Source organism: Sphingobacterium paludis, from assembly GCF_004364125.1.
GTDB classification, from domain to species: Bacteria; Bacteroidota; Bacteroidia; order Sphingobacteriales; family Sphingobacteriaceae; genus Sphingobacterium; species Sphingobacterium paludis.
On sequence record NZ_SNZV01000006.1, the window covers coordinates 226,882 to 249,595 of the forward strand.

The window sequence follows — 22,714 nt, forward strand, 5'->3', positions numbered from 1 at the left end:
ACTATAAAACAAATTCACAAGTATCTAACCAATATCCCTGTACACTATCCAAGGTTTGATAGTGCAGCTGGAAGAAACGCCCAGGTTTTTCATTGCCCTCACTATCCTCGATGTGTTCAATTTTTAATATTTCCTTACTTTCCTCCCAGTCTCTAGAGATCGTGATTTTCAATGGCAAATGGCGTAAAATCTCACCACGTTCTCTGTTAAGCTGTTCTTCATAAAACTGAGCATCGCGGCCAACAAACCTGTTCCTGATGATTTCTTCCATCTGTTTAGGATCTATAGTCAATCTATACATGCCTGAGTAGGTATAGTTACGGGACAGATACTTGGCATAACCGAATTCAAAAGGAATGGATTTAATTAGGAATGTCTGTTCATTTTTTTGTGGTGTCAAAATGACCTCCTTTACATTCTCCGCTTTAGAAATAATGTAGTCAGCTGTCGAATGTAGTTGTTTGGTCAATTCGACGGTATTTAAATTGAAGTCTTGGATTTTTTTGAGTCTAGCAGACATTAATGCGATAATTGCGCCCACAGCCACAATAGTCTTAGGATCATCAACATTACCTAAATTGTCTGCAAATGGATACCATTTTCCGATCCAATACGTATTAAGATTGATGACATTAGTAGGCGAAACAAATAGAAATTTTTTGAACAGCTCCTCGTAACTTAATAAAGAGGCAGGCTTTCCAGAAAGCACAACAAAATCGCACTCGAATTGGTTAATTACAAGACACATCTGACGAACCAGTCCTTCAAATACGCTCGAGACAATCTCATTGACAGCCTGGGAAGATATTTTCCATCGGATTTCCAAAAAGCTGAATCCAAACACTTTTTCGAAATATTTGACGAGGGCTATGTTGTCAAATTTGCCTCCTATCATTTCTTCGAAAGACATTTCCAGCACCTCTTGCTGATTAGCCTGCTCTAAATACTTCAGGACAATTGGCTGAGCGACTTGGTGAACGAAAGATTTACGCATCATCTTTGCGACATAGCCCATATTATTTGAATTTTCTCCGAAAAATCCATTGATACGATTGTGTATGTCTACAATACCCTTTGATCTTCCATAATTTTCTATGCCTCCCAATGTCACATCTACGGAGTCTTTATATGAATTGCGAATAATGATTTTTTGAATAAGTTCCTTCTGAAGATCATCGCCAGCCAGTTTAAAGCTGTCCCAAAATAGCGGCTGTGGAATCAATTCCTGTATTTTATGCGTTGTTTTGAGTTGGTACTGATTGATAATAATGTCTGTTGTGCCTGCGCCGATATCTATGGATGCAATCTTTAACGTACTCTTGTTGTTGAATAAAAAATGATCGATGACATAATTGTTGCTTCTCAATTTTTTTGAAAATAGACTGTAGACAAAAACCAGCTGACTGCAAGTTGCCTCATCATACATCCAGTCTTTTTTATCGTCCAGTTCACTGCGCTTTTTGGCGATATCCTCGATAGAGGGGATAATCTCCGGCTTTTTAAACCAGTTTGTATTTTCGTCTTGATCAAAATAAAAACGTTGATAACCATCCAGCAGATCACAAGCTTCTGCTGCCGCTTTTCGAAGTGCAATTTGCTCGTGCTGAATCATCCCTGTCGGGCACGATATGGTAATCCGTTTAATCGTTCGAGGCATGGTCATTTCACCATGTTCTTCCCTAAACTTATAGGAATTGATCTGTACGTGCGCATGCATCAATACTTCCAAGAACACAAACTTCATCAAGGAAGCCCTAGAAAACATAGACTTCGCTCCAAATGCCCCCTTCGCATTCTTTAAACTTCCGTCAAGACTTAGCTGTTCCGAAATGCCATTCAGATACACTTTCTTTACCCGACTGGATTTCGCCGGTTGAAATTCCCACTCGCGGTCGCTCATCTGATCGTCCCAGAGGTAACGCTTCGGGCTTGAATTATAGGTTTTCAGCTCATAGCCGAGGTCCAGATTAGTGCTTGCAGAATTGATCAGCTTCTCGGCTTCAAAACCGATACGGGTCAAACTAGGAACAATAAATTTATTGTTGTGATAATGGTCTTTATCGATGTTGCCAAAGCTCGATTCGCTAAACAACATGTTCATGGGAAATGAATTATTGTACTCCAAATGCGGATTGGTATAATCCTGTATAATAAGCTTCTTGACACTATCAAAATCAAAGCTATCATCATCTTTGTTTTCGAATAATAAGGCACATGTTGCCGAATTGCCAATATCAATGACAAGATCTACGGTTTTCTTCTTGATGTTGTCGGTAAAAAGCTGAATCTCGGGCGATTCAGTTTGCGCTGCCAGCCACTTGACCAAAAGCATATATTTGGCTACATATTTCTTGATGGGGTGCGTGTACCGTTCTTCCTCATTTTTATCGTAAAACAAATCGGCCAAATATCGATCTATCCATCCGATCGAATTGTCTTGGGTAAACAAAAAATTGCTGAGATTAATTTCGTCGGATTGGATACGGAAAACATTCTCATCGGGATTGTTGCTTAGCTGCGGGCCTGTTTTATCATTCTCACTTCTAGCAAGCGACGTATCCACGGCAATCACGATTTTTGCCATCGAGAAGTCTTCACTACATGTAAAAAACACACGGACCCAATCTGTAGGGTATAACAGATCCCTGTTGATAGCATTATCCTTAAAAACTGGCAATGGAATCCATTTATTTTGATATTGTTTAAGCGTCTGCTTGAGGTTACTTTCTTCGTAAACTTCTGTGAGCATATCACTACAAGCACTTAAGTCGGCGTCGTCTTTTAAACGTTTATTGATCACGAAACCTTTGTCAATAAGCTCCTGCAAACGGTAATAATCTTCGTTTCCGTCCTTTCGAACTTTAAAAACTGGATCGAGGATAAAATCAAAAAAGTTGGTATCAAATGGTTGGTGATAGTAAAGCCTGTTTTCCTTACCAAACTCGAGATCGATATTAACCTCATATTTGTAGTATTGAATACTAGAATTAGCAATCAAAGAAATTCTTTTCATGTATTAAAAATAATATTGTTAAAATCTTGGTTGTAGATTAACGCCCTTGGGGTTAGGGCCATATTGATTTACAAATCGATCGCTGGATCCGAAAGCCATCCAAAGACCGTACAATGGAATAATTTGGAACCATCCGGAGTTACCGCGATCATGGCAGCGTTTTGTATTTTGTGCAAACACAAACCAATAAAATGGAATCAAAAATAGTAGATAAGCGATGCCTCCACCTTCAGAGGCCTCATGATCCTGAGCTAAGAATGCAGCAACTAAAGCTAAGTATGCATACGCAATAATCAAACTAAGCCAGTATTCGGTTCTCCTAATCCTACCCTTAAAGCTAAAGGGGGCGGAAAACATTGCTTGTGCAGGATAAATAGACTCATAACTTCCGTTTCGGAATGGATCATCAATACCGTGTGGTTGCTCCGTGTAATAAGCTTCGGGTTCGCGTTCTTCGTTATTTTTTATCAGCGGTAAATTGTTGACTGCGGTCTTGAAATGATCTTCTGTCGGAGCAGGTTGAGCGAAAATTTGTTCTTTTTCAACAATTAGTTCTAAATCATCAATAGGCGAACTGCTTTCTTCAACCTTTGTCTCCAGTCCTTTAATAGGATGAAAAAACTGTCGGAACTCGTCTAGCTCTCCGGCAGATTGCCAATCTTTTAATCCATCATACCATACCAATGTCTCTTCCGAAATTGGGACAGCTGTGATTTCATCAAAGGAGAGCGGCCCGACCCTTCTGCCCTCAAGTATGTAAAAGTAATTTTTCATCGAAGCATTCAATTAATAATCGTTAATTCCTAGCAGTTGATACAAAAGTAGGTGATGGATATCGTGCTTCTTTACGGGAACCCGTAAATGAAAAAAAGTCAACAAGCACCCAATACCTTGGTTATCAAACAAAAAAAGGGGACTGCCCGAAGACAGCCCCCAACCATGCGCACTATTAGGTTAACAACGGAACACTAAACTCTTGCTAGCGGGAATGACACTCACGGGTACAGGTTTTGCATCCATCCACGCTATGGTAATATTTTTCAGCGGCGCGTATAGCTTCCTGGCAACATTCGAAACTTCCAATACTAATCCTATTTTGCTCTTTTGGCAAATAGATACAGTATTCATGGTGAAGTTCATGTTCTCCATTTAGCTGTGCACGCGTATGTATGTAGTATTGCTTCATCAATATCTTTGCGATGCTACAAAGTAAGGTAATAATACACATCAACCCTTACGGGAAACCGTAAGATGCTACAGCGTTTATTACAAGAGACCGATATCTTTGCAATAGGCAACCAGCTGCTCATTTTTTGAGAAGTCAAGCACTTCCCGCATCAGGTTTAATCGTTTCTCTACGCTGCTGAGCCCTGAAGGTTTGATATTTTTCTGCTGCAGGTAATAAGGAATATTTTTTTGCTGCACCCCCTGTGCGAGTAGAGAGATGATGTGCATATCGAATGTGGTAAATTCATGGCTATTTTTTACGCGAGAGCTATCCGCAGAGTCGGGGGATTTGTAAGTTTTGTTCGCGTACACCGATTTTACAGCCTCACTCAGGTATTGTGCGTCGCGACGCGCCTTGCGGACGTAGCCATCGATGGCGTGTGTTTTAAAAAGATCGTCGACAACTCCAGAACGGCTCTCGGCAGAAAGAACGATAGTCTTGATGTCCGGCTGAATTTGTTTAACGGCCTGAACGAGCTGCACACCATTGCTAATCTGCTGTGGCGTATGATCGTCCTCAAAAATCAGATCGGTTATCAAAAGATCATAAGGATCGCCATCACGCTGTGCATTTTTGATCCAAGTGACGGCATGGTCGCAATAGTAGACGTATTTCGCGTCGCGTATACCTAAATCCTGTAAGGTCTTTTGGACGGAGATGTTTGCAATCTCGTGATCCTCAGCAATCAGTACTTTTTTAAACATATGTTTCGTCTTGTTAAAGTGTAGGGATAATGACTTCTACCCGAAGCCCCTTTCCTGGTTCACTGGCAAATGTAATGTCGCCGCATATGTTTTTTATACGGTTTCCCGTACTGACCAGCCCATTCCCCCGCTTCATCTCCACAGGAAGCCCCACGCCATCGTCTTTATAGTGAATATGTAAATCATGATGTACCATAGAGAAACGTATGACTACATTTTCGGCTTGGCTGTGTTTTTTCATATTGACCAGCAACTCTTGCAAGACATGCTTTATCTCCTGCTGCACGTTAGCCTTTACGGATTGCCAAAGCTCCGGATCGTTGCCCGCGATAATGATTTTTTGATGGCGCCCCGCGAAAGATTGTAGCAGATTCGTGATTTCCTGATTGAAAGGCTGATCTACACGCTCAATCTTCTCCGCTTCGTAAGATATGTCGCGCGATTTATGGTACATATCTTCGAGCCGATCAAGAATACCGTTTCGGTCTATATCATCTTTATGCTCGATTTCGGTCATGACGCGATAGATGCCATTTGCAACCACATCATGCACCTTGCGCGATGTTTTCAGGTGGCTCGCCTTAATCTTGTTCTGCGTTTCCAGTTCTAGGCGTTGCTTTCTTTTTTTATACCAAAGAATGCTGCCCGCTCCCAGGAGCGCAAAAGTGATGGAGAGACCGATAAGACGGTTTGTTGTTTCCGCATTATCTTTTTGTAGCTTTAAGTTCTCGGACTTATTTTTCTCAACTTCGTAGCGGATCAGTGCAAATTGATTTCTAGCGGCGGCACGCGCCTGTTGGATACTATCTGACAATTGCTGATAGGTGGCAAAATAAGTTGGAATTGAATCTACAGGATTTAAACGAATGAGTCTTTTTAGTGCCTTCACTTGATCCTTAGGGCTGTCAATCTCTTTCGCCAAAGCATACTGCCGCTTAGCGAAATACAAGGAAGAATCGGGATTTATCTTTGCGTAATAGTCAGCGAGATGCGCGTAGCTGGAGTTCTGTCCCCACATATCTTTTTCTTTCTTCCGGATATCAAGTGCATATTTTAATTCAGGTATTGGATTATAATTCGCTCTATACTGCCACATCGCCGTCGCATAATTGGTTAGCACCCGCGCAAATTCAACGGAGTCCAAATCGGGGCTTTTCAATATGGATTCATAAATAGAAATGGCTCGTGGATAATCTTCTTTATCTTGATAGAGCAGGGCTATATTGTTCAAATATGTTCTCACATTATTCGAATCTGCCGAAAATTTAATAGCCTCATTATAGAAGGTAATTGCTTTATCCATTTCGCCGAGCTCGCCTGTCGCCGATCCCAAATTATTAAAATTATTACTCAGCGTCTCGAAATGATCGGGATCTTGCGTACTTAGGTAATTGAGCGCCTCGAGCGCTGTTTCCTGTGCCCCGAAATAATCCGCTTGTTGGTTTTGGATGATGGCCATAATAACCAAAGAATTGGCAACGCCAGTACTATCCTTATTGTCTTTAAACACCTCCTCGGCACGACTGAAGTTTAAAAATGCGCTATCTCTTACGTGTTCAGCGTAGAAATCATAAGCACGATAGTAATATGGATTTTCAATTTTAGAAATTTCTTCTGCCTTTTTCTTAGAACAAGAAAAGAACGCAATACTAATTAGGTATATGTGTAGGTATTTCAAACTGGTTTGTTTTTCCCAAAATTACTCAAAGTGTGAAGTTAAATCAAAAAAATAATAAAAAAAGGGCAACTCACGCTGCCCTTTCGTTATGAAAAGCTCATTCTATTTTTTTGGTGGACGTGGAGGAGGAATAGGTAAGCCTGTATCCCCGCCATCTCCATCATCTCCGTCACCCGGATCAGTATTGGTTTGCACCGTTGATTGTCCTGGATTGATAGCACCTGTTTGTCCGCCTTGCCCAAATAAAAGAGCTAAAATTAAATACCACATTTTGTCAAAAAATTAAAAGTCAAAAACTTGCTAGGTCCGCGTGCTCCGTGCACGGGATTGCTATAAATTTTTCAGAAGGCCTTCTGAATTTTTTGGGAAGTGGGAGTGTCACTCGCGGGAGGCCGAAGCTGCTTCCCAAACCGGCTAAAGACTACCGCGAGATCTTCTCATTGTGAAATCTGTTTTGTATATTAGCCTCATAAACTAATCGACTATCATCTGACTTCGGAAACAAAGTTATAGCAGCTAAAAACCTTTTTATCAAGTCGTTCCGATAATTCCGAAAAGTCTGATAAAATTCCAGTCATTCTGAAAATTCCGATGTATTGACTGATTATTCGTTTACGGGATTCCGTAAATTCCGATTTAGAATTAGTTTATTTTTGACGCCATGCCTGAGTTTAAAGATTTCAAAGTAGAGGTGCTTGCCCTTTATGAAGCCAAGAAAAGTAGAAATGAATTGGATGATTTACTTGCAAATCCTTCCCCTGCAAATTTGCGGGACTACTGCTTAATTAAGCTATCGGAAGAACCGCCGCCTACGGATATTGAGGTCTTTCAAAAATTCTTCAACCCTTTTAAGAAAAAGGAGAATATCGAGGTCGCAATCAAAACTTTCAATACTGGTTCGCTTAGAGCGCTACAGAAATTCATCCTTGGTCAAACACAGAAGCCAGACGATCTCTTGGTAAAACTACTTTCGATATTGGTAGACTATCAACCTAGGCCTTTTCAATACGGCAAAGAAAACACGCAAACCAAACCTGAAGAGCTTGACGACAAGGGAATAAGAGCAGTTGAAGGTGATCAAAAAGACGAGGACGACTTACGATCAGAGGAAACAAACCAAGAGGGAAGTGAAATAAGTATTATAGAAGATTTTTCAAAGGAAGAGGAAGAAACGAAAGGAAACTCATCAGGTGGAGACATTCCGAAACCTAAAGACCCAGAAACAGGAGATATTGATCTACTGGATGAAGAAAATAGATCTACAAAGAAGCGGAAAGTTGCGCTGGGCGGTCTAACCATTGTGATTATCACCTCTTTCGTAGGGCTTATTTATCCGAAAAAAAACTGTATGTGTTGGGACGGCGATAAATTTGTTGCCGTATATTGTCAAGACAAGACGCAACGTAACCAAATCGTCGGGTTGGATAAAGATAAACTAGCGTTTTTTCGCAGAATCACACAGCCTGATACATTAGGTCTAAAAGATGTCGGTCATGTATGGTACTCCAAGATTGACAATGAGGTCGAGTTTTTCACCCAGCCAGGCCTGCATCCTATAAAAGTTGATCGATCGTTAAAAATTGCTACCGAACATATTATTGAAAATCATGCTGGACCAAAGAAAAAGGCCACAAAACAAATAATCGAAACCCTAGCCGACGTGGAATAGCAATGATTAAAAAAAATTGTTTATAAATTTTTTTAAGAACCTTAAAGCATTACTGTAACTGCACTCTCCTTTATGAAACGCTATGTCGCATCGAAAGCTTTGCAATATGTATCCGTTCGCCTTCGCACAGCCCCTCCCTGCAAAGGTTTCAAGCGACGGACTTTTGCTACCTTTTGGTCTTCAAAAGTAGTGTCCTGCCGCGGCATGTGGCGGAGGGAATGAGGGTTGGAAAAAGCTTCAACAGCATGCAAAAAACTCCGACGTACAAACGTTATACCTGCCGTGGCAGACAACTTGAAACGCCATGAAGTCACATCGTGCTCCACGAATTAAACAGCTTCAAACAGATTGCGCTAAATATTGTTACCTTTACGAGATACGGCCTGCTGGAATGGGGCTGTAATTCTATATGACTTTAAACAAAGACTTACCCCCCGATAAAGGCAACAATTTCCCGGTAATAGGTGTCGGCGCATCTGCAGGTGGACTGGATGCTTTTAAGGCGATGCTGAAAGGTATCCCCGAAAGCTCAGGAATGGCATTTGTACTGGTGCAGCACTTACTGCCTGGTAAAAACAGTCTTTTGCCGGAGCTGCTTCAAAAGATAACGAATATACCCGTGGTATCCATTACGGAGCACCTCCCGCTAGAGCCCAACCATATATACGTGATTCCACCCAATAAATTGGTAACCGTGGCAGATGGTTTCTTGAAGCTTGACCTTCGCCCTGTAAAGGAAAAAAGCAACAGGGCCGTCGATGTACTGTTCCACTCCCTAGCCACGGCCTATGAGGCCAGCTCCGCTGCGGTGATCTTATCAGGAAGTGGTGAGGATGGTACGGACGGACTGATGGCTATTCGCGAATGTGGCGGACTAACGATCGCGCAGGATAAAAGCGCTGAATTTCCAGCCATGCCGAACCACGCGGTAGACGCCAACATCATTGATTTCGTGCTTCCTCCTGAGCAGATAGGCGAAAAGCTTGCTACATTCTTTGGTTTCGTACGCGAAGATTGGGCGTTGAACATGGAAGATCGCGAAGGAGACGAGGAGAATACTTACCGAAAGATCTTGGTAGAGGTACAAAACCGTATGGGCGCCGATTTTAGCCTATATAAACAAACAACGATTAGACGGCGGATCGTGCGGCGAATGTTGATGTTAAAGTTGGCCGACATCCACGCTTACCAAGGCTACTTGGCAGAGAACCCAGCCGAACAGGAGTTGCTGTTTTATGACTTACTCATACCGGTGACAAGCTTCTTTCGAGATCTTTCGGCATTTGAAGCCTTGACCCGCAAGATTCTGCCCCAACTTATGCAAAGTAAAAAGACAGATGAACCAATCCGCATCTGGGTAACAGGGTGTTCTACGGGGCAAGAGCCCTACTCGATCGCCATGGCGTTGGAAGAGCATTTTGGCGAACGCCTATCACAACAGCGTGTGCAGATCTTTGCCACGGATATCTCAGAAAAATCTGTTAAAAAAGCACGGAGCGGCAGCTACTCGAAGAAAGAGCTGACAGGATTGAGCGCGCAACACCTCTCCCGCTATTTCGAAAAATCCAACGATCAATATATTGTTAAAAAGCGGATCCGTGATCTGTGCGTTTTTGCGGTGCATAGCTTTCTCAAAGATCCGCCATTTGCACGCATGGACTTGATTTCCTGCAGAAATGTAATGATCTACTTTAAACCATTCTTGCAGAAGAAAGCACTTACGACCTTTCACTACGCCCTGCGCGACAAAGGACTATTGTGGCTGGGGAAATCAGAAACTGCAGGAACCGCATCGGACTTTTTCCAAGCACTAGACAAAAAGAATAAATTCTACACGCGTAAATCAGTTACCCGAAAATATATCACAGTAATGGGTGAACGCAAGGAATCAGCTTACAAAGAAAACAATGACATTCTCCGCAAAAACGATATGAAAGTAGAGGATTACCAAAAAAGTGCGGATGAGCTGATGCTGAACAAGTATATGCCTGTAAGCGTAGTCGTAAACGAGCAGTTTGACATCGTGCAGTTTCGTGGTTCGTCTGCAAAATTTTTAGAACCACCCTCTGGCAAAGCAACTTTTAACCTGATGAAAATGGCCAAAGAGGGCTTATCCTTCGAACTTCGTAACGCCCTGCACCGCGTAAAAAGTTCGCGAGAGCCTTTCGCGAAAGATAACATCTCTTTCGACATGGGCGAATCATTAGTTTCTATAGAGGTGTTGCCCCTGCTGAACACTATCGACCTGTACTACCTTGTGGTATTTAAAGAGCCCGCCCTGACATCTCCTCGAAAGCGTCTTAGCGCCAAGCTTAAACGATCTGCCGATGAGGAGCGGATTATACAATTGGAGTATGAACTGGCTCAGGCGCGCGAAGATATGCGCACGATTACCGAAGACCAAGAAATGACCAATGAAGAACTCCAAAGTTCTAACGAGGAGTTGGTAAGCGGAAGCGAGGAGTTACAGAGCTTGAACGAGGAACTGGAAACCAGCAAGGAGGAACTACAGAGCACGAACGAGGAGCTGCTCACGGTGAACCAAGAACTGTTTGACAGCAATGAGGAGTTAACCTCGAGTAGAAAGCTATCAGACGCTACCATTGCAGTGCTACATGAGCCCCTACTGATGCTTGATAAGGACATGATCATACAGTTAGCCAACCATGCTTTTTGTCGCACGTTTAAGATCAAGGAATCGGCTGCCGTTGGTACAAGCCTTTACCAATTGCAAGATGGGGCATGGAATATACCGGGACTGACCAAAGAATTTACCAAGATTCAGGCGCTGGATGAAACAATGATCGAGAAAGAGATTGCGTTTACATTCCCATCCATAGGCGAACGCATCATAAAATTTAATATACAGCCGATCAGTAAACCCAACGGCGAGCAACTGATCTTATTGGCCCTAGACGACATTACGGCACGAAAAGCCGATATCCATGAGCAAAAGGTATTTGCCGAGGAGCTGCAGAAACAGATTAGCGAGAAGATAAAACTGGAACGCCAAAAGAATGATTTCATCAGCATGGCTTCGCACGAATTAAAAACGCCGGTAACGAGCATCAAAGGATATACGCAGGCGCTACAACGCCGTTTTAGCAAGGCGGGGAATACAGAGGCGGAGACTTTCCTGATCAAGATGGATAACCAGATCAACAAGTTGACATCCCTGATCGGTGACCTGCTGGATGCTACAAAAGTGACGGCCGGGCAGCTGCAGTACAATATCGAAGATTTTGATTTTAATGAGCTGATCCAAGAGATTACCGAGGAGATGCAGCAGACATCCCGCAAGCATCAAATAAAATTGACACTGGACAGTAACGTCCTCGTCTCCGGCGATCGGAACCGCATTGGCCAAGTAGTGACGAACCTGCTCTCCAACGCCATCAAATATTCGCCCAAAGCAAACGAGGTATTGATCCACACCAAGGTGTCGGCCCGGCAAGTCACCGTAACGGTGGAAGACCATGGAATCGGTATATCGCAAAAAAACCAACAAAATGTATTTGAACAATTCTTTCGCGCCAGCGGATCATCGGACAATACTTTTGCTGGCTTGGGACTAGGGCTGTTTATCGCTTCAGAGATTATTAAACGCCATAGCGGCGAAATTTCGGTGAGCAGCGAGGAAGGTAAGGGATCTTCCTTTACGATTACACTTCCGATAGAACGCTTGCTATGAAAAAGATATTTGTAGCTGACGATAACGACGGCATATTAGATATGCTGCGTGTAGTCTTGGAAGCTGAAGGTTTTGAGGTAATCGTGTCGGAAGAGCCAGAAGACATATTCGCGTGGCCTGCGGAACTTCCTGATCTTATTATACTGGATATATGGATGTCTGGCGTAGATGGACGCGATATATGCAAACAATTGAAGAACGGCCCCCGTACAAAGAAGGTTCCCGTCTTGCTGATGTCGGCGAACAATGAAGTTGAGCAGATGGCTAACGACGCTGGCGCAGACGGTTTTATCGCAAAGCCTTTTGAAATAAGTGACTTCTTAGAAAAATGTGTTGCCTTAATCGGTTAATAGGATTTAAAAACAAAAACACGGGAATCAATACCGGTGGAATCATCAGCATTAAACGACATCTCGCATCGAAAGATTTGTGATGCAAAGTATTTGGTAGTGCATGTTAAAAAGCAATAAGAATGTTAAGAAAAGCGGCCGCCTACGATCCAATCACACAGGCGGCCGATTAACAAATCAATTTATTACAAATTATTTCTCAAATAGCCCTGAAAGTTATCTTGGAACTGCAGGCCATTATCGACACGGTATTTGCTGAGTTTATTAAACAGCGTCAATCCCCACAACACGAACTCGCTGAGGAAGTAGCGATCTTCTTCGCGCGTATCGGGTTGGTACTTTTGAATCAGCTTCTGCAATACATCGATATTGTCCAACGCTTGTTGGTATGCTTGATCCGACAACTCGTCCGCCAGTTGAATGCCCTCTGAATTGAGGAACCAGCGAACAATATCATCATAGGGATATTGTTCGTTTTCGCGCTCTAGCTTTTCAATTTTTGGAAAAAACGTCGGGAACAACGTCTTTATCGCATGTTCGATCAGCATGATAGCCACATTGGAAGCCCCCTCTTGCTCGCCTTCATAAAGCAGCTCAACTTTGCCCGTAATGGCAGGCACGATCCCCATAAAGTCGCTCAGCCGCACAGCTGTTGCCGTTTCGCCATTTTTCAACATCCGAAGTTCGGCGGTGCTCAATAGATTTTGAAAGGCCGTAATCCCGATACGTGCGCTGACACCGCTCTTGGCGTCGATAAACTCACTTTCGCGCGCTTCAAAGCTGATCTGCTCCAGGATGTCACGCGCCAGCTCCGGAACATAGATCTGCTCCTGCCCGGCTTCCAAGACAGCCTCTTGCTTGGTGATTGTTTTCGCTACAGCCACGGAACTCGGATAGTGCGTCAGGATCTGCGAGCCAATACGGTCTTTCAGTGGTGTAACGATACTTCCCCTGTTGGTATAGTCTTCCGGATTAGCGGTAAACACAAATTGCAAATCCAACGGCAGGCGAAGCTTAAACCCACGGATCTGTATATCGCCCTCCTGTAAAATATTGAAAAGTGCTACCTGTATACGCGCCTGTAGATCGGGCAACTCATTGATCACAAAAATAGATCGGTTAGCACGTGGAATCATACCGAAATGGATAACCCTATCATCGGCATAACTCAACCGTAAATTAGCGGCTTTGATAGGATCCACATCACCGATGAGATCGGCTACGGTTACATCGGGCGTAGCCAGTTTTTCTGAAAAACGCTCGCTGCGATGCAACCAGCTGATGGGCGTTGCATCGCCCCGCTCCTGCAGCAGCTCCAAGGCATAGCGCGATATGGGCTTAAATGGATCGTCATTGATTTCAGAGCCATCCACTACAGGAATATATTCATCCAGCAAGTTCACCATAAGCCGCGCCAAGCGTGTTTTCGCCTGTCCGCGAAGGCCCAAGAGGTTGATATTGTGCTTGGAGAGGATGGCCCGCTCCAGTTCTGGAATCACGGTATCCTCATAGCCATGCACGCCTTCAAAAACCGTTTCGCCTTGACGAATTTTTTCTACAAGATTCTGACGCAGTTCTTCTTTTACGCTCTTCGGCGTATAACCTGCCGCTTTAAGCTCACCAAATGTTTTAATCGTTTGATAATCCATGTTGTTTTTTTATGCTTTTATTATATATACACCCGGCAGCCCCAACCAGCTGATCATCCGCAAAGCGTCACCAGTTGGTATTGGCTCCATTCTTGATGGCCGAATAAACAGCTTGAAAATTGTGTTTGCAGGGTGCAAATTCATCTCTTTTTTCTTTTCATTACTTGTGTCTAGCGAATACGCTTCTTTCGGTTATCCTCGTAGTCCGTAAAGATCATTTCGCCTAAATTACCCAAACCGGTATAATAGGCTTTGCCACGATTGGAAGCCGTAAACTCGTCGACAAACTCCTGCAGATACGGATCGGAGGTGATCATAAATGTCGTAATAGGAATACCCAGTTTACGCGCCTGCGCAGCCATGCTGTAGCATTTGCTGGTGATGAAGGGGTCCAAACCCATCGGGTTTTTGTAGTAACTTCCATCCGGCATATTTAAGCAGCTAGGCTTGCCGTCTGTGATCATAAAAATCTGTTTGTTGGCATGGCGCTTACGCCGCAGAATATCCAAGGCCAATTGCACACCAGCCACTGTATTCGTATGAAACGGCCCTACCTGCAAATACGGCAAATCCTTGACTTCTATAGGCCAAGCATCGTTTCCAAAAACAATGACATCTAACGAATCTTTCGGATAGCGTGTAAGAATAAGTTCTGATAGCGCCATCGCAACTTTTTTGGCCGGCGTAATCCGATCTTCGCCATACAAAATCATGCTGTGGCTAATATCGATCATCAAGACCGTGCTCATTTGCGATTTGAACTGGGTATCTTCAACGACCAAGTCGTTTTCAGACAGGCTAAAATCGCCGATACCGTGGTTAACCTGTGCATTTTTTAAGCTTTCGGTGACGGATATTTTCTCTACACTATCGCCATACTGGTAGCTTCGCAGATCACCACTACTATCATCACTGCGCCCGCTATGCTGGGTTTTATGATCTCCCGACTTACCTTTTCGCATGTTGCCGAAGATCTGATCCAGCGCGTTTTGCCGCAAGGCTTTCTCCATCTTCGAACTGATATCCACGCCTCCACTACCATCGCCATCGACCCGCTCAACGATATACCCTTTGTTTTTTAGATCTTCTATAAAATCATCAACAGTATACGCTGGGGTCGTCAGCTTAAATTCTTTGTCTAGCTGGCGCAACCAATCGATAGCCTCATCAAAATCGCCGGAAGTATGGGTGATAAGTTCTTTGAAAATCTCGAACAATTTATCAAAAGGCGTTTCAAAGGGCGCTTCGTACTGCTTAAAGACGAAACCTTTGTTTCTGTTCGCTTCTCTCATCGTATTTTTGTTTTTCTTGGAAACCGTTCGCAACAGTCAAAAGACCTGAATTCGGATTGCTGCCGAATTGAATGGCGAATTGGAATCTTGCACGCCACAACTTCAATGGATTGCATCGCGGTTTCATACGTTAAATGTACAATATTATAATCCGTATTTCGTCGGCAGAAAGCAATAATATCAGTGCAAAAAGACATGCCGATGGATTTGACGGTTCAATAGCGTGCCGCTTTTGTCGATATGCAGCGTCTGTCAAAGCCTCAAGATGCAAAACGCGATGACCGTTCTCGTAGCTATTTGTGCCGCATTTGCTATCTTTACTGCATGCTAGAAGTAACTTGTGCCCTGATCGAACATCAGGGAAAAATCTTGATATGCCAACGGGCGGCAACGATGAAGCTCCCGCTGAAATGGGAATTTCCGGGTGGTAAAAGAGAGGTGGGTGAGACACTGTCGGCATGCCTGGTTCGAGAGATAAAAGAAGAACTCGGTCTAGACATTGTTTTGGGACGAGAGCTCCCCGCTGTGCAGCACAGGTACGACGATTTTAGCATAACACTGTTCCCATTTTTGGCTACGAGGACGGGCGGCACACTTACCCTTGCGGAACATGTGCAAGCCCTGTGGGTTGATCCGAGTTCGCTGCAAGGATACGATTGGGCGGCAGCTGATGTGCCGGTGGTAAATGCCTATTTGGCACTACGGCAATAAGACAATGTGTACCGCAAAATGTCAAAGCTGCCTAGTTGAATAGTATGTCCGCGCAAACACAGCAACATTCCTGTTATCATCTTCCTAAATCGTAAGCGTTTCCGCTGTTTGGCATAGCATTTGTTACGATATTAGTATTCATAATTTAGGTTAATAATTGGTTAGTTAGTAAAAATCCTGAGGCTCCCCGCTTCAGGATTTTTTGTTTCTGTATTGTTTAATATTGCGTAGTGAGTAATTCGAATTGAGATATTGCGTGTGATAAAAGCTTCGTCCTTGTGAGGAGGAGACACGCCGACGCGGCAATCTGTTAGTATTGCGTAGTGTGTAATGAGCTATGAACAGGGAGTATTTAGATTTTAGTATTTAGTATGTAGAATGGACTGCCGTGTCGTGCCTATTGAATAATATGCCACACAAAGTAATCGCACTTCCCTTAATTAGCCGAAATGTCGCCTCAGTTTTGTTGCGTCTGTAGCCATTTGCCTTTGCACTATCCAACGGGGATGCAACAAAAATAAGCGACGGACTTTTGCTACTTTTGGTCTTCAAAAGTAGTGCACTGCCGCGGCATGCGGCGGAAAGGGTTGTGGGAGGATTGTTGGTAAAAGGTATTGCGTAGTGAGTAATGCGAATTGAGATTTTGCGTGTGATAAAAGCTTCGTCCTTGCGAGCCGGAGGTACGACGGCGCGGCAATCTGTTCGTATTAAGCAGTGTGTAGTGCGTAATGAGCTATAAACAGGGAGTATTTAGATTTTAGTATGTGGAATGGACTGCCGTCTCGTGCGTATTCAATAATATGCCACACAAAGTAATCGCACTTCCCTTAATTAGACGAAATGTCGCCTCAGTTTTGTTGCGTCTGTAGCCATTTGCCTCTGCACTATCCAACGGGGATGCAACAAAAATAAGCGACGGACTTTTGCTACTTTTGGTCTTCAAAAGTAGTGCACTGCCGCGGCATGCGGCGGAAAGGGTTGTGGGAGGATTGTTGGTAAAAGGTATTGCGTAGTGAGTAATGCGAATTGAGATTTTGCGTGTGATAAAAGCTTCGTCCTTGCGAGCCGGAGGTACGACGGCGCGGCAATCTGTTAGTATTGAGTTGTGTGTAGTGCGCACCATGATAACCTGAATTACTTTTTACGTGCATCCGTAGATCGTTTTCGTTGATCAAATGTTTTCTTGATATACTTTACCAATGATGGATCACCATCGTTCTCCATGTCACTTAGCTCCAGTTCCAAAGCCTTATTGCTTAACTGGATTTCCACAAAGGAGATCAGCAATGAAACGGCAAAGAACAACAAGCTGAGTGCAAAACATATTTCGGCGAGCAGCGCATTTTCGAGGTATATAAAATACATACACACGATACAGGTGATAAAGCTTAACACACCCATCCCTTGCATATGACGGAGAAGCTGCAAACGATAGCGCAGATTACCGATTTGCCCATGCAATACCCCCTCTTTATTATGTTCCAAGTACTTGGCATGCAGACTACGCACCAACGCCGCCAGTGCTAGAAAACGGTTGGTGTAAGCCAGCATGATCAAACTGATCGCGGGAAAAAGTAAAGCTGCGGTATTGTATGTTATCATAAGCCAAACAAGGTCTTGATGTATATTGCATAGCAATTAAGCTACTACCAAACTTACAAAAAATAGAGCAGCAAACACAATCAACTTCCTCGCTTTATAGATCGCGTGCATATGCCTCCCGTATCATCTCGGTCCCATACAAAACAGTCTCCAAACCGTTAAGGCTGGAGACTGTGATAGATTGATGTAAGGCAACCTTAGTAACCTGGATTTTGGGTGAGGTTAGGGTTTACGGCAATTTGTTGACTTGGGATCGGGTACACCAGCGTTCGCGGACTTGGATCTGCCTCTTTTTCCTGCCATGGCTCCAGGAATTTGCCAAAGCGGATGAGATCCTGCCGGCGCCAGCCTTCCCAATACAGCTCACGGGCGCGCTCATCCAGTAGATTATCCAACGTAAGGCTAGTCATCGCCGGTACACCGCGATTGGTACGAATGCTATTTACCAGCGTCAGTGCATCTGCCGCGGAGCCAGTACCACCACGCAACGCAGCCTCGGCCTGCATCAACAGTACATCGGCATAGCGAAATACGACCCAGTCGTTGTTGCGTTGGCCGGTAACAGCATAGTCAAACGCATATTTAACGGGGCGTATACCCGCTACCTCTAGTGTCGCGCCCGATGTACGGATAGTAACTTCGCGGGTAAATGATAAAGGTGCATTGGCCGGATTACGTGCCATAAGCGGCTGGTTAGTGCTCCAGTTATATTGTTGACCTACAAAGAAACCGACGTTTTGCCGACGATAACCACGACGTCTGTTACCCGTCGTGTCGGCGGGGTAATCGTAGTATATCCCACGACGTTCATCGCTCTCCGAAAATTTATCGTAATAGTCTGATAACGTACACCAACCGTTCCAGCCGCTTGGTCTCATGTTATAGTGGGCTATAGTAAACCATGTACGGTCGATGGCTCCACCCCGTTCTCCGTTTCTATTGAATAGGGTAAAGATATTTTCTGTCGAGCGCACATCGTTATCCGGCGCGAAGTTGTCAAAATAGCGGCCCGCAGGCGAAACGCTATAGCGCCCGGATGCTGTAATCTGGCCCGCAAGCGCAATCACTTGGTTCATATCCTCGACCGGGAATGTTGGCGACTCCCTATTGATAAAGGTTCCCTTGTTCAGGTAGATCTTCATCAGCAGCGTGCGCGCCGCATTTTGGTTAGCCACATAAGCGGCACCTTCCGCCGGTAAGCTGTCGATGATGGCTCGCAGGTCGTTGACCATATAGTCAATCGCTTGTTGCGGTTGCAACACTTCTGGCGGGATGCGGAAATCTTCCAGCGACTCCCCTTCCCGGATCGGCACAACGCCGTAAAGATCGAGCAGGTCAAACATCGTCAGTGCGCGAATAAACCTAGCTTCCGCCTCTTGCTGTGCACTTGGGCTGAAACGAAGCACGTTGATGGCATTGTACATGGCCGTACCCAGGCTAACGAAGGTGTTATTCATGTATCCGTTATCTGCATTCCAAGTGTGTAGGTGGATGGCGCGGTGCATACCGTTATCATCCCAGTCACCGCCACGCGTAGGTGCCATCGCCGCATCGGTGGAAATTTCCTGCATGACCCAGCGTTGCTCTTGCTGGTAAGGCACATTGAGGGAACTATAGGCATTGATCAGCAAAGCTGCCGGATCGACATTACCCGATTCTGCCTCTTCCAGTTCGCTTCGAAACTCTTCGTTCAACTTGGTACAGGAAGACATGCTTGCTGAAAAGCTTCCCAGTAATGCTATATATATAAGTGATTTTAATTTCATCTGTCTATCTAATTTAAATATTATCCATGATCTGCTGCTGTGTCACTACAGGGCGAAATTGACTCCCAGTAAAAAGTTCCGCGATGGTGGGTAAGGCAAATATTCTATACCCAGCGACGGAATCCCGTTGCTCGAGCCGTCCGTATTGACCTCGGGGTCAAATCCGGTGTACTTCGTAATGATAAAAAGATTCTGCCCGGTAAGGGATACGCTGAGGTTCTTGAAGGTTTTTCCTACATCGCCCACGGCGTAGCTCAGCGTCAGGTTTGCCAATTTCAGGTAATCACCCTTTTCGAGGTAACGCGTCGATGGCGCCGAAGAATTGGATGTGCTCTCGCGCACCGAGGTATCAAAGAAAGCAGAACCTATATTACGGGAAGATAGATTGCTTAGTCCAAGTACGGTAGCTGCAGAGTTATTAAACAAATAGTGTCCCATCGCACCGTTCATATTGGCCGCTAGTGCGAATTTCTTGTAGTTTACATTGGTACTGATACCCAGCAACGTCGTTGGGTTGGGGCTATTGGCGTAAACCTTGTTTTCGGCGGGGTCGTTGGCGCTGCTGATGCTTCCATCCAAGCCGCGGTACATGCTTAGGCCGGTTTGTGGATCGATGCCTTCATACTGTGCGAGATACCACACGTTCAATGGCTGTCCATTGACCATTCGTTGCCCTAATACGCCAGAGAACCCCTGTCCACGCAGGGCACCCGTTTCATAGTAGCCCACGAGGCCGCTCACACTGTTTTTCAGGAAGGTCGCATTGGCCGTAAGATCCCAGGTCCAGTTCGTATTTTTTATGATAGTACCCGTCAGGGCAATCTCCACGCCTTTGTTTTCGATCTCACCATCCAGGTTTACCCAGATACGCCCCGCTGGTGCTGGCTGCGCCAGTGTTTGCTCGAACAGGGCATCGGTAGTCTTTTTATTGAAAAAGTCAATCGATCCGTACAGGCGGTTGTTGAGCACCGCGAAATCGATACCCGCATTGATAGTTGTCGATGTTTCCCATCGCAAGTCCGGGTTCCCGTAGTTAACCTGGTTTGCACTTTGGTTGTCGAAGACAATTCTGTCCAAGGACGCTCCCGAGGTAAACTCCTGGTTACCGGTGCTTCCATATCCGACCCGCACCTTCAGTTGGCTAAACAAATTGCTGGACTTCAGGAACTCTTCCTCGGCAACGTTCCAAGCGACAGCCACCGATGGAAACATCGCATATTTGTTGTTCTGTCCGAATTTGGTCGACCCATCCCGGCGTATAGTAGCTGTCAGGAGATAGCGGTTGAGATAGTTTACACCACCCCGTGCAAAAAAGGATTGCAATTGGTTGGTCGGGCTTCTGTAGGAGGAAACCTGACGGGTATTGACCGCAGAATATTGCAGGTAATCGAAGTAATCAAGACCGATGTACCGAAAAGCGCCACCGAAGGATATATTGTTGCGGAAATCGTAGTTCAGGTATTCGTAACCAACGAGCGCATTGACATTCCAGTCTTCATTAATTTGCTTATTATAAGATAGGGTATGCGTCATCTGGATATTGGTCTCGCCGTTGTTGGAGATGAACGCTTCTTCGTTTTCCACCGCAGAGGGATCGATCAGGCCCGCGCGGTACATCCCCTGCCGACTACCTGTTTGGCGCATGGCGCTGTAGATCATGCGGTACTCCAGGTCATCCGTTATCTTATAGTACGGCGCCACATTCACCACCATGGTATTGGTCGTTGCCAGATCCTTGAACGCATCGATACTTGTTAGAGGATTGCGGGTTGTGGTACTTACAAAAGTATGGTTGCCATTCGCATCGCGCAAAGGAAGGGTTGGATTCCACTGCATGGCTTGGGAAATAATGTTTCCCTCGGAGCCCACGGTCGCATTTATCGGAGCATACCGATTATCCAATTGCGTGACGAAGAGTGAAAAATCGAGGCCTAGGCGCTTGTTTTCCAAAAACCGAAAGTTCCCGGTGAAGTTTCCGGTGTATTTTTTGAGCTGCGAGCCGATGATAACGCCGTTCTGGTTCAGGTAACCTCCTGACAGGCGGTATTTTCCGTTTTCCGTGCCTCCTGATACATCACCGTAATAATTCTGAGTGACGGCCTGTCGCGTGATCGCGCGAAATGCATCTTCATTCCCGCCAAAGTCGGCATTGGCAATTTCACCCGGGGTATAGTAATTGAGCGCCTCTCTGAAGCGTGCAGCGTCCAACACATCTGGGTATTCACGCATGCCCGAAAGACCTGCCGAGGCACCCAGGGAAATTTTTGGCTCGCCGGGCGTTCCCTTTTTTGTCGTGATGATAACGACCCCGTTCGCGCCGCGCGATCCATAGATGGCGGTGGCAGATGCATCTTTCAGGATATCCATGCTGGCGATATCACCCGGGTTCAGATAGGTAAGCGGATTTCCCCGATCGGATGAAAAGCCGCCCCGCCCTTCGGGAAGCGGCGAATTACCGGACATCGGCACACCATCCAATACAAAAAGTGGGTTATTGCTGGCCCGGATAGACGAGTTACCGCGGATCCGAACCGTGACCGAGCCCCCCGGTTGTCCGGTGTTGTTGATCACCATCACGCCGGGCGTCTTGCCCTGGATCAACTGGTCCGGACTCGTCATGATTCCCTTATTGAAATTCTTTTCGGCAATCGTGACCATAGCACCCGTCAGATCCTTTTTACGGGCTGTTCCATAGCCCACCACAACGACCTCCTCCAGATCTTGGTCGGCATTGGGTGCAAGCTGTATATTCAGCTCGGTACCCACGATCGGTGCGTCCTTTGTGCTGTAACCGATAAAGGATACTTCCAGGGTTTGTGCCGTAGTGGGCACCTCGAGGCTAAAGGCACCGATCTGGTCCGTAGTGGTTGCTGCAGTGCCGCCTTTTACCTTTACCGTGGCACCAACGAGTGGACTCCCCGCCTCATCCACCACACGACCTGTCAAGGTCTTTTGCTGGGCGAAGAGAAATTGCGATACAAGTAATAGCGCGAGCGTCATGACGCTTTGTACAAGTAATTTTTGTTTCATACCGTTTAAAATTGATGATTGAATTGATTATTAATCATGTGCGACACAAGCGAAATGGTTAAATCATAAAATTCGTTGTGCTGCTGTTTAGTTTATGTGCTTAGTTATACGGCAAACGCACGCTACCGCGTCTTGCTCCTGAACGTTGAATGCCTATCCAACACGTTTTTAAAAAAAAGGAAACGTTCCCGGAAAAGGGGTAATTGACGGCACAGTATATTGCTGATCGAGACATACGTTTATAGTTGGTGAATTGTACACCCTAAAAATCAATAAATATCAGCGCCCCATTCAATCATAGCGTCTCATTTTTATATCACAGCGTCTCAAA

13 protein-coding genes are annotated in these 22,714 nt (G+C 45.0%); 4 read left to right on the forward strand and 9 right to left on the reverse strand.

The genetic code is table 11. The features are described from left to right. Position 1 precedes the first annotated feature (1 nt). From B0I21_RS13375 to B0I21_RS13390, 4 genes are all read right to left on the reverse strand, one after another. The gene (locus B0I21_RS13375) at positions 2 to 3,013 is read right to left on the reverse strand and encodes a virulence factor SrfB (protein ID WP_133640984.1); all 3,012 of its coding nucleotides are present in this window, start codon (positions 3,011 to 3,013) and stop codon (positions 2 to 4) included. Positions 3,014 to 3,031: 18 nt separating this feature from the next. Continuing rightward, positions 3,032 to 3,787 carry a DUF805 domain-containing protein gene (locus tag B0I21_RS13380; RefSeq protein WP_133640985.1) on the reverse strand — a complete coding sequence of 252 codons (756 nt, stop codon included), beginning with the start codon at positions 3,785 to 3,787 and terminating at the stop codon, positions 3,032 to 3,034. A 492-nt stretch (positions 3,788 to 4,279) separates the two neighbouring features. Continuing rightward, complete coding sequence (locus tag B0I21_RS13385; protein WP_133640986.1) at positions 4,280 to 4,945, reverse strand: response regulator; 666 nt, start codon at positions 4,943 to 4,945, stop codon at positions 4,280 to 4,282. 13 nt (positions 4,946 to 4,958) lie between these two features. Beyond that, positions 4,959 to 6,623: a tetratricopeptide repeat-containing sensor histidine kinase gene (locus B0I21_RS13390; RefSeq protein ID WP_133640987.1), complete on the reverse strand. Its 1,665-nt coding sequence runs from the start codon at positions 6,621 to 6,623 to the stop codon at positions 4,959 to 4,961. A gap of 661 nt (positions 6,624 to 7,284) precedes the next feature. Between B0I21_RS13390 and B0I21_RS13395 the strand changes: the two genes are divergently transcribed. The 3 genes from B0I21_RS13395 (at position 7,285) to B0I21_RS13405 (ending at position 12,333) form a co-directional block, all read left to right on the forward strand. Beyond that, on the forward strand, positions 7,285 to 8,292 hold the full coding sequence (locus B0I21_RS13395; protein ID WP_133640988.1) for a hypothetical protein: 1,008 nt from the start codon (positions 7,285 to 7,287) through the stop codon (positions 8,290 to 8,292). A gap of 409 nt (positions 8,293 to 8,701) precedes the next feature. Beyond that, positions 8,702 to 11,983 carry a CheR family methyltransferase gene (locus B0I21_RS13400; protein ID WP_133640989.1) on the forward strand — a complete coding sequence of 1,094 codons (3,282 nt, stop codon included), beginning with the start codon at positions 8,702 to 8,704 and terminating at the stop codon, positions 11,981 to 11,983. Then, complete coding sequence (locus tag B0I21_RS13405) at positions 11,980 to 12,333, forward strand: response regulator transcription factor (protein WP_133640990.1); 354 nt, start codon at positions 11,980 to 11,982, stop codon at positions 12,331 to 12,333. The genes B0I21_RS13400 and B0I21_RS13405 overlap by 4 nt, the downstream gene beginning before the upstream one ends. A 185-nt stretch (positions 12,334 to 12,518) precedes the next feature. Here the strand turns inward: B0I21_RS13405 and B0I21_RS13410 are convergent, their stop codons facing one another. Next, entirely contained in the window at positions 12,519 to 13,982 is a 1,464-nt protein-coding gene (locus B0I21_RS13410) for a magnesium chelatase (protein ID WP_133640991.1), read from the reverse strand. Between the two features lie 170 nt (positions 13,983 to 14,152). Further along, positions 14,153 to 15,274 carry a vWA domain-containing protein gene (locus tag B0I21_RS13415; protein WP_133640992.1) on the reverse strand — a complete coding sequence of 374 codons (1,122 nt, stop codon included), beginning with the start codon at positions 15,272 to 15,274 and terminating at the stop codon, positions 14,153 to 14,155. 324 nt (positions 15,275 to 15,598) lie between these two features. Between B0I21_RS13415 and B0I21_RS13420 the strand changes: the two genes are divergently transcribed. After that, positions 15,599 to 15,985 (forward strand): (deoxy)nucleoside triphosphate pyrophosphohydrolase, encoded by a 387-nt coding sequence (locus B0I21_RS13420; protein ID WP_133640993.1) that lies wholly within the window; start codon positions 15,599 to 15,601, stop codon positions 15,983 to 15,985. 1,134 nt (positions 15,986 to 17,119) lie between these two features. Here the strand turns inward: B0I21_RS13420 and B0I21_RS13425 are convergent. The 3 genes from B0I21_RS13425 to B0I21_RS13435 form a co-directional block, all read right to left on the reverse strand. Then, positions 17,120 to 17,587 (reverse strand): DUF2721 domain-containing protein, encoded by a 468-nt coding sequence (locus B0I21_RS13425; protein ID WP_133640994.1) that lies wholly within the window; start codon positions 17,585 to 17,587, stop codon positions 17,120 to 17,122. Between the two features lie 197 nt (positions 17,588 to 17,784). Continuing rightward, positions 17,785 to 19,353: a RagB/SusD family nutrient uptake outer membrane protein gene (locus B0I21_RS13430; RefSeq protein WP_133640995.1), complete on the reverse strand. Its 1,569-nt coding sequence runs from the start codon at positions 19,351 to 19,353 to the stop codon at positions 17,785 to 17,787. Between the two features lie 45 nt (positions 19,354 to 19,398). Beyond that, complete coding sequence (locus B0I21_RS13435) at positions 19,399 to 22,383, reverse strand: SusC/RagA family TonB-linked outer membrane protein (protein WP_133640996.1); 2,985 nt, start codon at positions 22,381 to 22,383, stop codon at positions 19,399 to 19,401. Between the last annotated feature and the right edge of the window lie 331 nt (positions 22,384 to 22,714).

Coding starts and splice junctions, on each gene's coding strand:
- B0I21_RS13400 (WP_133640989.1), top strand. CDS start 8,702: ATGACTTTAAACAAAGACTTACCCCCCGATAAAGGCAACAATTTCCCG.
- B0I21_RS13375 (WP_133640984.1), bottom strand. CDS start 3,013: ATGAAAAGAATTTCTTTGATTGCTAATTCTAGTATTCAATACTACAAA.
- B0I21_RS13430 (WP_133640995.1), bottom strand. CDS start 19,353: ATGAAATTAAAATCACTTATATATATAGCATTACTGGGAAGCTTTTCA.
- B0I21_RS13385 (WP_133640986.1), bottom strand. CDS start 4,945: ATGTTTAAAAAAGTACTGATTGCTGAGGATCACGAGATTGCAAACATC.
- B0I21_RS13405 (WP_133640990.1), top strand. CDS start 11,980: ATGAAAAAGATATTTGTAGCTGACGATAACGACGGCATATTAGATATG.
- B0I21_RS13425 (WP_133640994.1), bottom strand. CDS start 17,587: ATGATAACATACAATACCGCAGCTTTACTTTTTCCCGCGATCAGTTTG.
- B0I21_RS13435 (WP_133640996.1), bottom strand. CDS start 22,383: ATGAAACAAAAATTACTTGTACAAAGCGTCATGACGCTCGCGCTATTA.
- B0I21_RS13380 (WP_133640985.1), bottom strand. CDS start 3,787: ATGAAAAATTACTTTTACATACTTGAGGGCAGAAGGGTCGGGCCGCTC.
- B0I21_RS13410 (WP_133640991.1), bottom strand. CDS start 13,982: ATGGATTATCAAACGATTAAAACATTTGGTGAGCTTAAAGCGGCAGGT.
- B0I21_RS13395 (WP_133640988.1), top strand. CDS start 7,285: ATGCCTGAGTTTAAAGATTTCAAAGTAGAGGTGCTTGCCCTTTATGAA.
- B0I21_RS13415 (WP_133640992.1), bottom strand. CDS start 15,274: ATGAGAGAAGCGAACAGAAACAAAGGTTTCGTCTTTAAGCAGTACGAA.
- B0I21_RS13420 (WP_133640993.1), top strand. CDS start 15,599: ATGCTAGAAGTAACTTGTGCCCTGATCGAACATCAGGGAAAAATCTTG.